Annotated in this window: 10 protein-coding genes; 3 read left to right on the forward strand and 7 right to left on the reverse strand. The window is 73.1% G+C overall.

From position 1 onward, the window contains the following. Positions 1-64 precede the first annotated feature (64 nt). Entirely contained in the window at positions 65-1360 is a 1296-nt protein-coding gene (locus tag ACZ4SV_RS08790) for a DUF6397 family protein (protein ID WP_468002645.1), read from the forward strand. A gap of 28 nt (positions 1361-1388) precedes the next feature. On the opposite strand, the gene ACZ4SV_RS08795 is transcribed toward ACZ4SV_RS08790, so the two are convergent. Together ACZ4SV_RS08795 and ACZ4SV_RS08800 are read right to left on the reverse strand one after the other, a co-directional pair. Continuing rightward, positions 1389-2255, reverse strand: coding sequence for an acyl-CoA thioesterase (locus ACZ4SV_RS08795; RefSeq protein WP_365878440.1), 867 nt, complete (start codon positions 2253-2255; stop codon positions 1389-1391). Between the two features lie 40 nt (positions 2256-2295). Next, a complete protein-coding gene (locus tag ACZ4SV_RS08800) occupies positions 2296-4809 on the reverse strand; it encodes a DEAD/DEAH box helicase (RefSeq protein ID WP_468002648.1) in 2514 nt (837 codons plus the stop codon). Between the two features lie 145 nt (positions 4810-4954). On the opposite strand from ACZ4SV_RS08800, the gene ACZ4SV_RS08805 reads away from it, so the two are divergent. Beyond that, positions 4955-5749 carry a metal-dependent hydrolase gene (locus ACZ4SV_RS08805; protein WP_365878436.1) on the forward strand — a complete coding sequence of 265 codons (795 nt, stop codon included), beginning with the start codon at positions 4955-4957 and terminating at the stop codon, positions 5747-5749. 104 nt (positions 5750-5853) lie between these two features. Here the strand turns inward: ACZ4SV_RS08805 and ACZ4SV_RS08810 are convergent, their stop codons facing one another. From ACZ4SV_RS08810 to ACZ4SV_RS08825, 4 genes are all read right to left on the reverse strand, one after another. Further along, positions 5854-6123, reverse strand: a complete 270-nt coding sequence (locus tag ACZ4SV_RS08810; protein ID WP_365878434.1) for a type B 50S ribosomal protein L31 — start codon at positions 6121-6123, stop codon at positions 5854-5856. Between the two features lie 57 nt (positions 6124-6180). After that, entirely contained in the window at positions 6181-6651 is a 471-nt protein-coding gene (locus ACZ4SV_RS08815) for a DUF5709 domain-containing protein (RefSeq protein WP_468002651.1), read from the reverse strand. Positions 6652-7047: 396 nt separating this feature from the next. After that, positions 7048-8829, reverse strand: coding sequence for an ABC transporter ATP-binding protein (locus tag ACZ4SV_RS08820; RefSeq protein WP_468002653.1), 1782 nt, complete (start codon positions 8827-8829; stop codon positions 7048-7050). Next, entirely contained in the window at positions 8826-10625 is a 1800-nt protein-coding gene (locus ACZ4SV_RS08825; RefSeq protein WP_468002655.1) for an ABC transporter transmembrane domain-containing protein, read from the reverse strand. The genes ACZ4SV_RS08820 and ACZ4SV_RS08825 overlap by 4 nt, the downstream gene beginning before the upstream one ends. 275 nt (positions 10626-10900) lie before the next feature. Here ACZ4SV_RS08825 and ACZ4SV_RS08830 point away from each other — a divergent pair, with 275 nt between their 5' ends. Further along, the gene (locus tag ACZ4SV_RS08830; protein ID WP_468002657.1) at positions 10901-11644 is read left to right on the forward strand and encodes a L,D-transpeptidase family protein; all 744 of its coding nucleotides are present in this window, start codon (positions 10901-10903) and stop codon (positions 11642-11644) included. Positions 11645-11725: 81 nt separating this feature from the next. Here ACZ4SV_RS08830 and ACZ4SV_RS08835 read toward each other — a convergent pair whose 3' ends face one another. Further along, positions 11726-13810 carry an N-acetylmuramoyl-L-alanine amidase gene (locus ACZ4SV_RS08835; protein ID WP_468002659.1) on the reverse strand — a complete coding sequence of 695 codons (2085 nt, stop codon included), beginning with the start codon at positions 13808-13810 and terminating at the stop codon, positions 11726-11728. Positions 13811-14255: the final 445 nt, after the last annotated feature.

Here is a 14255-nt window from a genome sequence, read left to right on the forward strand (position 1 = left end):
GGCTACGGTGGGTGCACGGCGAACGCGCAGGGCGTGAGCCAGGACTCCGCGGGGGAGTACGACCATGTCGACGAGCACCTTCGATCCGGCCCGCACCAGCGCTCCGGTCCACGGCAGTACGTGTACACCGAGTCGTGCGGCTCGCGAACTGGGGCTCAAGCCGGGCGAGTTCGATCTCGCCGTGCGGCTCGGCCACATCCGGACCGTGCCCGACGAAGGCGGGGGAGGGGGCCGCCGGGTGGACCGCGCGGAGATCGGCCGTCTCCGCGCCCAGGACGGCTTCCCCGAGTCCCTGCTCGGACGGGTCCGGGTCGTGGGCACGGCGGAGGGGTCCGCCCTCTTGGAGATTCCGGCCGCCAGGTTCACCAGGCTCGCCCGGCTGGGCCTGATCGTGCCCGTCAAGTTCTACCTCAACCGATACCGGGCCGTGGTCTGGCTCTATCTGGTCGAAGAACTACGCCAGTTCGCGACCGGACCGGAGAACACGCGCCTGCTCAAGGGGCGTACGCCCGAGACGCTGCGAGGCCAGCTCGCGGCGGGAGTGGACCTGCGCGCACGCAACTGGCGCGGACGCCACCTGGGCTTCCTGCTGCGGCAGGCCGGCGACCCGTGGGCCCGCGCCGGGGCCGTGGCAGCGCTCCTCGCACCCGCCGAGGTCGCCGACATCGTCAAGGACCCTCACGAGCGGGCGCGTGTGAACCGGTTCCGGCCCAGCCCGCCCGGGCGCGGCGCTCCCGATTCACCTGCCGCGCACATCGCCGAGCAGCTCATGACGGCGCAGGACGGGGACGAGATCGACTGGCTGCGCAGCGAACTGGCACGAGCGGTCGAGGAAGCCCGCGGTACCTCACCCGCCCCGCACCCGGCCCACCGTCTCAACCCGCGCCCGGCCACCCCCGTCGCGCACCCGATCTCCCACCTCGTCCCGCCCCCGGCCGCCCGCCTTGCCCCGCGCGCGGCCGTCCGCCTCGTCCGGCATCCGGCCGGCCGCCTCATCCCGCGCCCGGCAGCCCGTCTCCGCCCGGTGGCGATCCGCGCGGCCGCGCGCCCCATTGCCCCGATGGCCCGCACGGTCACCGGGGCCACGCGGGAGACGCCGAAGCTGCCTCGGGCAGCGGCGGCGGCGTCGTCCGCACGGGCACCGCGGTTGCGGTCTCCGTTGCCGCCCCCAGGGCCGTCGCCGCTGCCGTCTCCGGAGCCGGCGGTGCTGCCACCCCCGGAATCGGCGGTGCGGCCGACGCCCCCGTCGGCCCGCCGAGGGCCTGAGCCGGCACGACCCGCTCCGCAGCGTCCGTCCCGCGGCCTGCGGGCCTGGCTGCGGCGCAGAAGCCCACGGTCCACGGCGCCCGCGCGGGGCTGAACCCCGGCCCGGCCCGTGCCCTCGGGTGCTACAGGGCCCGGAACAGACCTTCCTGGACGACCGAGACGAGCAGCCGCCCCTCGAGGTCGTAGATGCGCCCGCGGGCCAGCCCGCGCCCACCCGTGGCGATCGGGGACTCCTGGTCGTACAGGAACCACTCGTCCGCGCGGAAGGGCCGGTGGAACCACATGGCGTGGTCCAGCGAGGCCATGTCGAAGTTGCGCGGACCCCACAGCGGCTCCACGGGGATGCGGACCGCGTCCAGGAGGGTCATGTCACTGGCGTAGGTCAGCGCGCACGTGTGCACCAGGGGGTCGTCACCCAGTGGTCCCACCGCGCGCATCCACACGGCGCTGCGCGGCTCGGCGCCCTTGATCTCGTCGTCGTTCCAGCGCAGCCGGTCGACGTAGCGGATGTCGAAGGGCTGGCGGCGTGCCATCCGCTCCAACTGCTCGGGCAGCGTGCCCAGTTGCTTGCGGATCTCCTCGGAGACCGTCGGCAGCGACTCGGGGTGCGGTATCTCGCGGGCCGGCGGCAGCTGGTGCTCGAAAGGTCCTTCCTCAGGCTTGTGAAAGGAGGCGGTCAGATTGAAGATCGTGCGGCCCTGCTGCACGGCCGTGACCCGGCGCGTCGTGAAGGAGCGTCCGTCGCGGACCCGCTCCACCTGGTACACGATCGGCACGCCCGGTCGGCCCGGGCGCAGGAAGTACGCGTGCAGCGAGTGCACGGGGCGGTCGCCGTCCGTGGTGCGGCCGGCGGCGACCAGCGCCTGGCCGGCCACCTGGCCGCCGAAGACCCGCTGGATGGACTCCTGCGGGCTGCGGCCACGGAAGATGTTGACCTCGATCCGCTCCAGGTCGAGCAGGTCGACCAGGCTCTCGGCCGGATTCGTCATCGGTGGGTTTCTCCTTGGCTTGCCTCGGGCCGGGTACGGCTCACAGCTGGCCGACATCGGTGACACGGACGATCGCGCGGCCCTCGGCGTCGGAGGCCGCGAGGTCGACCTCCGCGCTGATGCCCCAGTCGTGGTCGCCGTTCGGGTCGTCGAAGATCTGGCGGACGCGCCAGAGGCCGTTGTCCGGCTCCTCCTTGATGAGGAGCAGCTTGGGACCGCGGGCGTCGGGACCGGTGCCGAGGTCGTCGTACTCGTCCCAGTACTTGTCCATCGCCTCGCCCCACGCGTCGGCGTCCCAGCCGGACTCGGCGTCCAGCTCGCCGAGTTCCTCGACCTGGTCCAGGGCGGCCAGTTCCACGCGGCGGAACATGGCGTTGCGGACGAGGACGCGGAAGGCGCGGGCGTTGGTCGTGACCGGCTTGACCTCGTCGGCCTTCTCCCGGGCCTCCTCGGCGGTCATCACCTCCGGGTTGGCGAGCTGCTCCCACTCGTCCAGCAGGCTGGAGTCCACCTGGCGCACCATCTCGCCCAGCCACTCGATCAGGTCCTGGAGGTCCTCGGACTTCAGGTCGTCCGGGATGGTGTGGTCCAGGGTCTTGTAGGCGCTGGCGAGGTAACGCAGCACGATGCCCTCGGTGCGGGCCAGCTCGTAGAAGGAGACCAGCTCGGTGAAGGACATCGCCCGCTCGTACATGTCCCGGACCACCGACTTCGGCGACAGCGGGTGGTCGCCGACCCACGGGTGGCTCTTGCGGTAGGTGTCGTAGGCGTGGAAGAGGAGTTCCTCCAGCGGCTTCGGGTAGGTCACGTCCTGGAGGCGCTCCATGCGCTCCTCGTACTCGACGCCGTCCGCCTTCATCGCGGCCACTGCCTCACCGCGCGCCTTGTTCTGCTGCGCGACGAGGATCTGTCGCGGATCGTCCAGGGTCGACTCGACCACGGAGACCATGTCGAGGGCGTAGGACGGCGACTCGGGATCGAGGAGCTCGAACGAGGCCAGGGCGAACGTGGACAGCGGCTGGTTCAGGGCGAAGTCCTGCTGGAGGTCGACCGTGAGCCGGACGATGCGGCCCTCGGCGTCCGGCTTGTCGAGTTTCTCCACGATCCCGCCGTCCAGCAGCGAGCGGTAGATCGCGATGGCCCGGCGGATGTGCCGCAGCTGCTGCTTGCGCGGCTCGTGGTTGTCCTCCAGGAGGTGGCGCATCGCCTGGAAGGCGTTGCCCGGACGGGCGATCACCGACAGCAGCATCGTGTGCGTCACCCGGAAACGCGAGGTCAGCGGCTCCGGGTCCGACTCGATCAGCTTCTGGAAGGTGTTCTCCGTCCAGCCGACGAAGCCCTCCGGCGCTTTCTTGCGCACCACCTTGCGCCGCTTCTTCGGGTCGTCGCCCGCCTTCGCCAGCGCCTTCTCGTTCTCGATGACGTGCTCCGGCGCCTGTGCGACCACCAGCCCCGCGGTGTCGAAACCGGCGCGTCCGGCCCGGCCCGCGATCTGGTGGAACTCACGGGCCCGCAGGGTGCGCACCCGGCTGCCGTCGTACTTGGTCAGCGCCGTGAACAGCACGGTGCGGATGGGCACGTTGACCCCCACGCCGAGCGTGTCCGTGCCGCAGATGACCTTCAGCAGTCCGGCCTGGGCGAGTTTCTCCACCAGGCGCCGGTACTTGGGCAGCATGCCGGCGTGGTGCACACCGATGCCGTGCCGCACGTACCGGGAGAGGTTGCGGCCGAACTTGGTGGTGAAACGGAAGTTGCCGATCAGCTCGGCGATCTGGTCCTTCTCCTCACGCGAGCACATGTTGATGCTCATCAGCGCCTGCGCCCGCTCCACGGCCTGGGCCTGCGTGAAGTGGACGATGTACGCCGGGGCCTGCTTGGTCTCCAGCAGGTCGGTGAGCGTCTCGGTGAGCGGGGTCAGCTTGTACTCGTAGGACAGGGGCACCGGGCGCGTCGCCGAGCGGACCACCGAGGTGGGGCGGCCGGTGCGGCGGGCGAGATCCTTCTCGAAGAAGGACACATCGCCCAGCGTGGCCGACATCAGGATGAACTGCGCCTGGGGGAGTTCGAGCAGCGGGATCTGCCAGGCCCAGCCGCGGTCGCCCTCGGCGTAGAAGTGGAACTCGTCCATGACGACCTGGCCGACGTCCGCGTTCCTGCCGTCGCGCAGCGCGATCGACGCCAGCACCTCGGCGGTGCAGCAGATGACGGGCGCGTCGGCGTTCACGGAGGCGTCACCGGTGAGCATGCCGACGTTCTCGGTGCCGAACAGCTTGCACAGCTCGAAGAACTTCTCCGACACCAGGGCCTTGATGGGAGCCGTGTAGAAGGTGACCTCGTCCCGGGCCAGCGCGGCGAAGTGCGCACCTGCGGCGATCATGCTCTTGCCGGAACCGGTGGGTGTCGAAACGATCACGTTCGCCCCGGACACCGCCTCGATCAGCGCCTCCTCCTGGTGGGGATAGAGGGTGAGACCGCGCTCCTGGGCCCAGGTCTCGAAGGCTTCGTACAGGGCGTCGGGATCGGCGGTCGGCGGGAGCTGATCGATGAGGGTCACGCCCCCATCTTGCCTGGCCCACCGCCCGAGCGGGGAATCGGCTGCGAGTACGAAGATCACGACGGTTACGCTGTGTCGCCGGCGCGGCGCCGGCGCACCAGGACAACTGGACAGCGGCACACGAGGAATGGGGCGGGAAGCGGCCATGATGGGACCAGCACACTCACTGTCGGGGGCCGCGGCCTGGCTGGGCGTCGGAGCGGCCACCGCGGCGGCCGGACACCCGATGCCCTGGCCGGTCCTGCTGTGCGGCGCCCTGATCTGCGCCGGAGCCGCTCTCGCCCCCGACCTGGACCACAAGGCGGCCACCATCTCGCGGTCCTTCGGACCGGTCTCCCGCTGGATCTGCGAGATCGTGGACAAGCTGTCGTACGCCGTCTACAAGGCGACCAGGAAGCAGGGCGACCCGCGTCGCTCCGGCGGCCACCGCACACTGACGCACACCTGGGTCTGGGCGGTCCTGATAGGCGCCGGCTGCTCCGCCGCGGCGATCACCGGCGGCCGCTGGGCGGTGCTGGCGATCCTGTTCGTGCACATGGTGCTCGCGATCGAAGGTCTGCTGTGGCGGGCGGCGCGCGGCTCCAGCAGCGACGTCCTGGTCTGGCTGCTGGCGGCGACCAGCGCGTGGATCCTGGCGGGCGTGCTGGACAAGCCGGGCAACGGCTCCCACTGGCTGTTCACCGAGCCGGGGCAGGAGTACCTGTGGCTGGGACTGCCGATCGTGCTGGGCGCGCTGGTGCACGACATCGGGGACGCGCTGACCGTCTCGGGGTGCCCGATCCTGTGGCCGATCCCGGTGGGCCGCAAGCGCTGGTACCCGCTGGGGCCGCCGAAGGCGATCCGGTTCCGGGCGGGCAGCTGGGTCGAGCTGAGGGTGCTCATGCCGCTGTTCATGCTGCTCGGCGCCGTGGGCTGCGCGGCGGCCCTGAACGTCATCTGAGCGGGCCCGCGGCACCGGCTCGGGTTCCGGCCGGGCTCCCGGGACCAGGGTGTGGCCCGCTGTGGTCCTCGGCAGCGGGCCGTGACCCGGTGGCGAGCCCGGATTCAGGGCCCCTCGCCGGCCTCCGCTCCCGCGGTGCCGTACCGGCGCTCGAAGCGTGCGACGCGGCCCTCGGTGTCGACCGTGCGCGCCTTGCCCGTGTAGAAGGGGTGGCTCTCCGAGGAGATCTCCACGTCGACGACCGGGTAGGACCGGCCGTCGTCCCAATCGATGGTCTGCTCGCTTTGCGCGGTGGACCGGGTCAGGAAGGCGTAACCGGCGGCGCGGTCGCGGAAGACGACGGGGTGGTAGTCGGGGTGCTTGTCCTGCTGCATGGCGGCTCCTCGATAGGGGAGGTCGGTGCGGAGGCATCCGGATCACCAGGACCCGGCTCAGCCGGGGAGGGCCTCCTCGTCGACGATGTGCACCGCGGCCTCCTCGGCGGAAGCGGCGGCACCGTCGATACCGACATCGGTGGCGACCAGGGCGGGCTCCTCGTCCTCGTGCGCGCCCTCGTCGGGGGCCACGAGCCGGCCGGAGCGGAGGTGGCCGACCTCGTTGTCCAGCAGCTCGCCGTCCGTGCCGGCGCAGTCGCCGATCCCGTCACCGTCGGACGCGGCAAGATCGGGCAGCTCCTCGGCGAGCCGCTGGTCGAGGGTCTCGCCCGTCCGGCGTTCGGCCGCCGTCACCCCGATGTGTTCGACCGCCCACGGCCGCTCGGGAGGGGACCAGCCGCGGTCGAGCGGTTCGGCCAGACCGTCGAAGTCCAGTGTGTCCTCGACGTCGAGCACCCCCGTGTCCTCCGCTATCTCCGAGGGGTCGGGCTGGTAGACGTCGTCCCCCCATCCGTCGGCGCTGTCCACGACTACCTCCAGGTGGTGAGGACGGCCGGGTGCCGCCCCAGCGGGCGGCGGGCCGCCGGCACACGCGGCACGGGCGTCGCAGACCGCGAACCGGCTGGTTCCCGGGCGCGCCCCGAGCCGCTGCCGCTATCCAGCCTTCCACCCCCGCTCGGCACCGCGCAACGCCACGGGAGCGGGCGGCAGCGCCCGTCGCTGCGGCAGGGCCGGACACCGCTCACCGGGCGACGGCGCGCGGCGGGCGCAGGACCCGGACGGCCCCGGGGGCCGGCGCCCGGTGCCGCGGCGACCGGGGTGCCTCGCGCGACCGTGACGGGGCGCTCTGCCGTCACCGTGGCCGCCCGCTTTCCCGGAGCACCGGCCCCCGCCGGTGCGGGCGCCGGTGCGTCCGGTCGGTGCTCACCCGTGCCAGGACCGCCACAGCGCGGCGTAGGCACCGCCCGCCGCGACCAGCTCCTCATGGCTGCCCAGCTCGCTGATCCGGCCGTTCTCCACGACGGCGATCACGTCGGCGTCGTGGGCGGTGTGCAGCCGGTGGGCGATGGCCACCACCGTGCGGCCGTCGAGCACCCGCGCCAGGGAGCGTTCCAGATGGCGGGCGGCGCGCGGGTCGAGCAGCGAGGTCGCCTCGTCCAGGACCAGCGTGTGCGGATCGGCCAGCACCAGCCGGGCCAGCGCGATCTGCTGCGCCTGCGCCGGGGTGAGCGTGAGGCCGCCCGAGCCGACCTCGGTGTCCAGGCCGTCGTCCAGGGCCCGTGCCCAGCCGTCCGCGTCGACCGCGGCCAGGGCCGCCCACAGCTCGGCGTCCGTGGCGCCGGTGCGGGCCAGCAGCAGGTTGTCGCGCAGGGAGCCCACGAAGACGTGGTGCTCCTGGTTGACGAGGGCGACGTGCGAGCGGACGCGTTCGGCCGGCATGCGGGACAGCTCCGCACCGCCCAGGGTGACCCGGCCGTCCCGGGGCGCGTAGATCCCGGCGAGCAGCCGGCCCAGCGTGGACTTGCCCGCGCCGGACGGGCCGACCAGGGCCAGCCGGGTGCCCGGCGCGACCTGCAGGGAGACTTCGCGCAGCACGTCGGCGCCCTCCCGGTAGCCGAAGCGCACCCGGTCGGCGTGCACGGCCCGGCCCTCGGGGACCAGCGCCGCGTCCCCGGCGTCCGGCTCGATGTCCCGCACCCCGACCAGGCGGCCCAGCGACACCTGCGCGACCTGCACCTCGTCGTACCAGCGCAGGATCAGGTTCACCGGATCGACCAGCATCTGCGCGATCAGCGCGCCGGTGGTCAGCTGGCCCACGCCGATCCAGCCGTGCAGCACGAACACGCCGCCGGCCATCAGCACCGAGCCGAGCACGAGGAGATGGACGGTGTTGATGACGGGGAAGAGCACGGACCGCAGCCAGAGGGTGTAGCGCTCCCACGCGACCCAGCGCGCGATACGCAGCTCCGACAGGGCCACGCGGCGGACGCCGAGACGGTGCGCCTCGACGGTGTGGCCCGCGTCCACGGTCTCGGCGAGCGCGGCGGCGACGGCGGCGTATCCGGCGGCTTCCGAGCGGTAGCCGGCCGGCGCCCGTTTGAAGTACCAGCGGCAGCCGATCACCAGGACCGGCACGGCGAGCAGCACGGCGGCGGCCAGCGGCGGGGCGGTCACGACCAGCCCGCCGAGCAGCAGCAGGGCCCAGACGACACCGATGGCCAACTGCGGCACGGCCTCGCGCATGGCGTTGGCCAGCCGGTCGATGTCGGTGGTGATGCGGGAGAGAAGATCGCCGGTGCCCGCCCGCTCCAGCACGCCCGGCGGCAGCGCCACGGCCCGGACGAGGAAGTCCTCGCGCAGGTCGGCCAGCATCCGTTCGCCGAGCATCGCGCCCCGCAGCCGCACCTGCCACACGAACACGGCCTGCACGGCCAGTGCCAGCGCGAACAGCCCGGCGGTCAGACCCAGGTGCAGTTCCCGGGCCTCGTCCGACACCCGCTCGACCAGGCCGCCGAGCAGGTACGGGCCCGCCATGGACGCCACCACGGCCACCGTGTTGACGGCGATCAGCAGCAGGAACGCCCGGCGGTGCCGGCGGAACAGCTCGGTGACGTAGGCGCGTACGGTCGCCGCGGCGCCGACGGGCAGGGTGTCGGCGGTCGTCGGGGCCGCCGGGTCGTACGCCGGCGGCGCAACGCCGATCATGCGCTCTCCTCGATCTCTTCCAGCTCCTGGAGGGCGTCCAGCAGCATGCCGTCGTCGGCCGTTTCCTCGTCGGTCTCCCGGGTCACCACGGCCCGGTACCGCGGCTCGCCGTCGAGCAGTTCGCGGTGCACGCCGACCGCCACGACCTCGCCCGCGTGCACCAGGGCGACCCGGTCGGCCCGGTCGAGCAGCAGCGGGGAGGAGGTGAACACCACGGTCGTGCGTCCCGAGCGCAGACGGCGCAGACCGTCCGCAATCCCGGCCTCGGTGTGCGAGTCGACGGCGGAGGTCGGCTCGTCCAGCACCAGCACCTCCGGGTCGGCGATCAGCGACCTGGCGAGGGCCAGCCGCTGGCGCTGTCCGCCGGACAGGGAGCGTCCGCGTTCGGTGATCCGGGTCTCCAGCGGATCGGTGGCGTCCAGTGAGCCCTGCACCAGCGCGTCCAGCACGTCCTCGCACCGCGCCGCCGCCAGCGCGTCCGCGGCCCGCACGGCACCGGAGGAGGGCACGTCGAGCAGGTCGCGCAGGGTGCCGGACAGCAGCACGGGGTCCTTGTCCTGGACCAGGACGGCGGTCCGGGCGGTGGCGAGGGGCAGTTCGTCCAGCGGCACCCCGCCGAGAAGCACCGACCGGTCCGGTTCCGCCGGATGGCCGCCCAGCCGCTCGGCCAGTTCGCCCGCCGCGTCCGGGTCGCCGCACACCACGGCGGTGAACCGGCCGGCGGGAGCGAGCAGACCGGTCATGGGGTCGTACAGGTCACCGCCCGGCACCTCGGCGCCGCGGGTGCCGGCCGTGGCCGTGGACCGCTCCAGCGCCAGCACGCGCGCGGCGCGTGTGGCCGACGGGCGCGAGAAGGAGTAGGCCATGGCGATCTCCTCGAAGTGCCGCAGCGGGTAGTTGAGGACCATGACCGCGCTGTAGACGGTGACGAGTTCGCCGACGCTGATCCGGCCCTGGCGGGCCAGTCCGATGCCGTGCCAGACCACCACGATCAGCAGCAGTCCGGGCAGCAGCACCTGCACGGCGGAGACCAGCGACCACATCCGGGCGCTGCGCACGGCGGCGTGCCGTACCTCCTGGGAGGCCCGGCTGTAGCGGTCGAGGAACAGTTCTTCGCCGCCGATGCCGCGCAGCACGCGCAGCCCGGCGACCGTGTCCGAGGCCAGTTCGGTGGCCCGGCCCGCCTTCTCGCGCTGCACATCGGCGCGGCGCGTCGCCCGGGGCAGCAGCGGCAGCACGGCGAGCGCCACGACGGGCAGGCCCACGGCGACGGTCACGCCGAGCGCGGGCTGGTACACGACCAGGCCGACGCCGACGACCAGCACCGTCACGGCGGCGGCGGTGAAGCGGGAGACCGCCTCGACGAACCAGCCGATCTTCTCCACGTCGGCGGTGGAGACGGCCACCACCTCACCGGCGGCCACCCGCCGGGTCAGGGCGGAACCCAGCTCGGCGGCTTTGCGCGCCAGCAACTGCTGGAGGCGGGCCGCGGCGGTGATCCAGTTGGTGACGGCGGTCCGGTGCAGGAAGGTGTCGCCGACGGCGATACCCGTCCCGCACACCAGCATCAGAGCACCCGTCAGGGCGAGCCGGGTGCCGGACCGGTCGACGGCCGCCTGTACGGCGAGACCGACGCAGAAGGGCAGGGCGGAGACGGAGACGAAGTGGAGCAGTCCCCAGGCGAGCGACTTCAGTTGCCCGCCCAGTTGGTTGCGCCAGAGCCACCACAGGAATCGGGGGCCCGAACGCACGTCGGGCACGCCCGGGTCGGGATACGGAAGGTCTTGAATCTGCATGACGTCCCAGTGGCTCGTGTCAGGGCAGGGAGGAGAAGGAACGGGGGAACGGGGAAATGGGGGAGAACGGGAGGAAATGGCAGGGGATGGGAGGGGAGGGCGGGAGTCCGCGGCGAGCGGCAGCAAGCCGTGAAAGGTTCGCGTCGCGGAGCGGGGATTTCAAACAGTTTTTCTCGGCGCCCCGCGCGATCCGCCGCGTTCCGGCCAGGACTTCTCCGTCCTTTCCCGCAGCTCCGTGGCCCGGCCGAGGCGGGGCGTGGTGGCACTCTGGGCGGATGCCCATCGACAACGCACGGCGTGCGGCGGTCGCGGTGGCGGCCTGCGCCGTCCTCCTCACGACGCTCGCCGCCTGCGGCACCGCCGCCCACGGTCCCGTCCCCCGGGGCGTCCAGGGTGCCCACGGCCGGACGGCACCCGCACCCACGGCCGGCCCGACCCGCGTCCCGGGGATCGGCGACCGCCTGTACCGGCGGATCCCGGCCGGCTCCCGGCAGGTCGTGGCCGTGTACGGCGAGGGCCGGGACTCGGCCGGCTCCCGGCTCGTGCTGTACACCCGGCGGGGCACGCGGTGGCGGGAGGTGCGCGCGTGGCCCGCCCACAACGGCCGCGCCGGATGGACCGCCCGTCACCGCGAGGGCGACCAGCGTTCCCCGGTCGGCGTGTTCACCCTCACCGACGCGGGCGGGGTCCTCCCCGCCCCGGGCACCAGGCTGCCCTACGACCACGACGCGGCGGCCTACGCGCCCCCGGCCGGCTGGGACCGGGCGCACCAGCACGACTTTGACCACGTCATCGCCATCGACTACAACCGCCGCAGGGGCACCCCGCCGCGCGACGCCACCCGCCCCTGGGGAGAGGACAGAGGTGGCGGCATCTGGCTGCACCTGGACCACGGCAGCGGCACCTCGGCCTGCGTCAGCGTTTCCGAGGAGGCCATGGAGTTCCTGCTGCGCACGCTCGACCCGGCCGACGGCCCGGTGGTGGTGATGGGGGACAGGGCGGCCCTGACGGCCGGGTGACCGCGCGGTGCCGCACCGCCTGCGTCAGGAGACCGAGGGTCAGGCGGCCGCACCCGGAGGCACGCGCGCGGCCGCCGCGCGTCATCGCCCGGCCGGGCGGCCCTGCTCTCCGCCCGGTCCCGCCGCGGCGGACGAGTCCACCAGGTCCACGTCGCTCGCCCGGACGTAGGCGAGCCGGTGGCCGAACTGGATCTCGTAGTACCGCTCGCGGCCCCACACCACCGGGTTGGGTGTGTCGGTGAAGGTCTTGGCGGTGTAGGAGCTGCCGACACCGGACTGCGTCACATACCGCTGACCGGCCCGGAAGCCGTAGGGCAGCGGCGACTGCTCCGGTTCCTCCATGTCCTCCGGGTAGGCGTCCTCCTCCGGGAGGGCCCGCCCGTACACCGGGACCTCGTCCAGGCCCTCCTTCGGGGTGACCATGCGGCCGGCCGCTCCGACGGCGGTCGGGTGCTTCTTGGGGTTCTGGAACCACGCCTTGTGGCCCTGGAACCAGATCGCCGTCCACTCGCCGCTTCGGCCGGCGACGGCGAAGGTCTGGCCGGCGGAGACGCGCGACCCGAGATCGTTGACGTCCACGGTGGAGTCGTCGCCGTCCGGCTTGCGGCCCGGGTCCTGGATCAGCGCGGCGCGCTCGTTCGGCTCGGTGTACAGGCGCACGGCGCTGGAGCCGTGCGGCCGACACGGTGAACCACTGCCGGTGCACCCGGTGAACCGCGGCTTGTGCTTGGCGTACTCGGGCAGGATGGTCACCATGTCGCTGTCCGGTCCCGCCGTGGCCCGCAGTGGTGCGCCGAGGAGGTCGAAGTAGTGCCGCCAGTCCCAGAAGGGGCCGGGGTCGTCGTGCATGTCGGGGATGCTGTCGGTGGTCGGGGCCGGCACGTTGTCGTGGCCGAAGATGTGCTGCCGGTCGAGCGGGATGGCGTACTTCTTCGCCAGGTACCGCACCAGGCGTGCCGAGGCCTGGTACATCCGCTCCGTGTACCAGGTCCCCGGCTGGGTGAGGAACCCCTCGTGCTCGATGCCGATCGAGCGGGCGTTCACGAACTGGCTGCCGGAGTGCCAGGCCTCGTCCTTCGTCCGGACGTGCTGGGTGACGTGGCCGTCGCTGGAGCGGATCGAGTAGTGCCAGGAGGACTCCGTCGGGTCCTGCACCGTCTGGAACATGCTCGGCAGGTTGGCCTCGGTGTCGTGGATGACGATGTAGTCGATCGGCTGGTCCCGGGGGCGGTCGCCCAGGTCGTGGTTGCCGTAGGTGTCGTCGATCTCCTGGTACGGCGCGCCGAGCCAGTCGCAGGCCAGTTCGGCGGGGCATTCGACGTTCTTCGACCGTGGGGGGCCCGCGGCGGTCTGGGTGCGGTGGCGCGGGTGCACCCGGGGAGTGGCGGGGAGCGTGACGTCCTGTCCTTCGGCGGTGGTGCGGTGCGCGCCCCGGCGGATCAGCGCGAAGACGTCGTCGGCGTAGGCGGCGGCCGACGTGACGTCACGGGTGCCGGGGAAGCGGGCCACCGCCTCCCACCAGTCCCCGGGGTCGGCGCTGAGGGGCTTGCCGAGCTGGCGCTGGGTGGCGGCCAGGAGGGCGGCGCCGCCGCGTACGTTGGCGACGGCGTCCTCGCGCAGGCGTGCGGCCGGGGTCTGGATCAGCCGCGCCGCGCGGTCCAGGTCGGCCGGCTGCACGGCGTGCCCGGGCGAGGAGTCCGCGGGGCCCGGGGAAGCCGTGGAGCCGGTGGTCCCCGCCGGGCCCGCGGCGGCCGTCGAGCCTCCCGAGGCCGTGGAGTCGGGGACGGCTGTGGAGCCGGGGGCGGTCGTGGGACCCGGGGCGGTCGTGGAGCCGGGGGTTTCCCTGGCGCCCGGGCCCGCGGCCTCCGTGCCGGGCAGGGCGTGCACGCCGTCCGCCGGACGCGGACCGGCCGGGGGTGACGATGCCGTGACGAGGCCGGTGTCCAGCAGGTGCATCGGGCCGAAACCGCCCGCGACGCTGGGCGCGCCCGGGTGGGAGTCCCAGCGCGACTGCATGTAGGAGACGCTCATCAGCACGCTGCGCGGCACCCGGAACTCGCGCGCGGCTTGGGTGAAGGCGTCCTGCAGACGCCGGTCGGAGGGGTCGTCGGTGCCGGACATCGGGAGGATCAGCAGCGGGGGCAGCAGAGCCGCCCCGGCGATCACACAGGCCGTACGGCGGCATCTCCGGACAGCACCGGGGACACGAGCAGCGACAGTTCTTCTCATTGCAGAGGCTCTCCCAACCACGCTCGTTCACAACCCGGGCAAAGGAGTTGCCCGTCGCGCCACCCCTCGTACGTTTCCGTGCCCTGCGCGCCGTGTCGTGGCGAGCGTCACCGGGGTGGACCAGCGGCACCCCAGAGGCCACCCGGTCGGCGGCAGTGACTCGGCTGCCCGGGGCAACCAAACGCACCCGCCGCGTCCTGGTGCCGGGTGCGGTCGCGTTCCGCGGTGATGCCGGGTCGCGTTCCGCCGCGATGCCGGGTCGCGTTCCGCCGCGATGCCCGGCCGCGCCCCGGTGTGATGTCCCGCGGCGCCCCGGCCCGGCGCCCGCCTCGGCCCGGCGTCCCCGCCCGGCGTCCGCCCAGCTCCGGTCCAGCGTCCGCGC

The organism is Streptomyces sp. NPDC027672, from assembly GCF_055566335.1.

Excerpts from the sequence above, each read along its gene's own strand:
- ACZ4SV_RS08790 (WP_468002645.1), top strand. The coding sequence starts at position 65 with ATGTCGACGAGCACCTTCGATCCGGCCCGCACCAGCGCTCCGGTCCAC.
- ACZ4SV_RS08820 (WP_468002653.1), bottom strand. The coding sequence starts at position 8,829 with ATGATCGGCGTTGCGCCGCCGGCGTACGACCCGGCGGCCCCGACGACC.
- ACZ4SV_RS08805 (WP_365878436.1), top strand. The coding sequence starts at position 4,955 with ATGATGGGACCAGCACACTCACTGTCGGGGGCCGCGGCCTGGCTGGGC.
- ACZ4SV_RS08825 (WP_468002655.1), bottom strand. The coding sequence starts at position 10,625 with ATGCAGATTCAAGACCTTCCGTATCCCGACCCGGGCGTGCCCGACGTG.
- ACZ4SV_RS08830 (WP_468002657.1), top strand. The coding sequence starts at position 10,901 with ATGCCCATCGACAACGCACGGCGTGCGGCGGTCGCGGTGGCGGCCTGC.
- ACZ4SV_RS08810 (WP_365878434.1), bottom strand. The coding sequence starts at position 6,123 with ATGCAGCAGGACAAGCACCCCGACTACCACCCCGTCGTCTTCCGCGAC.
- ACZ4SV_RS08795 (WP_365878440.1), bottom strand. The coding sequence starts at position 2,255 with ATGACGAATCCGGCCGAGAGCCTGGTCGACCTGCTCGACCTGGAGCGG.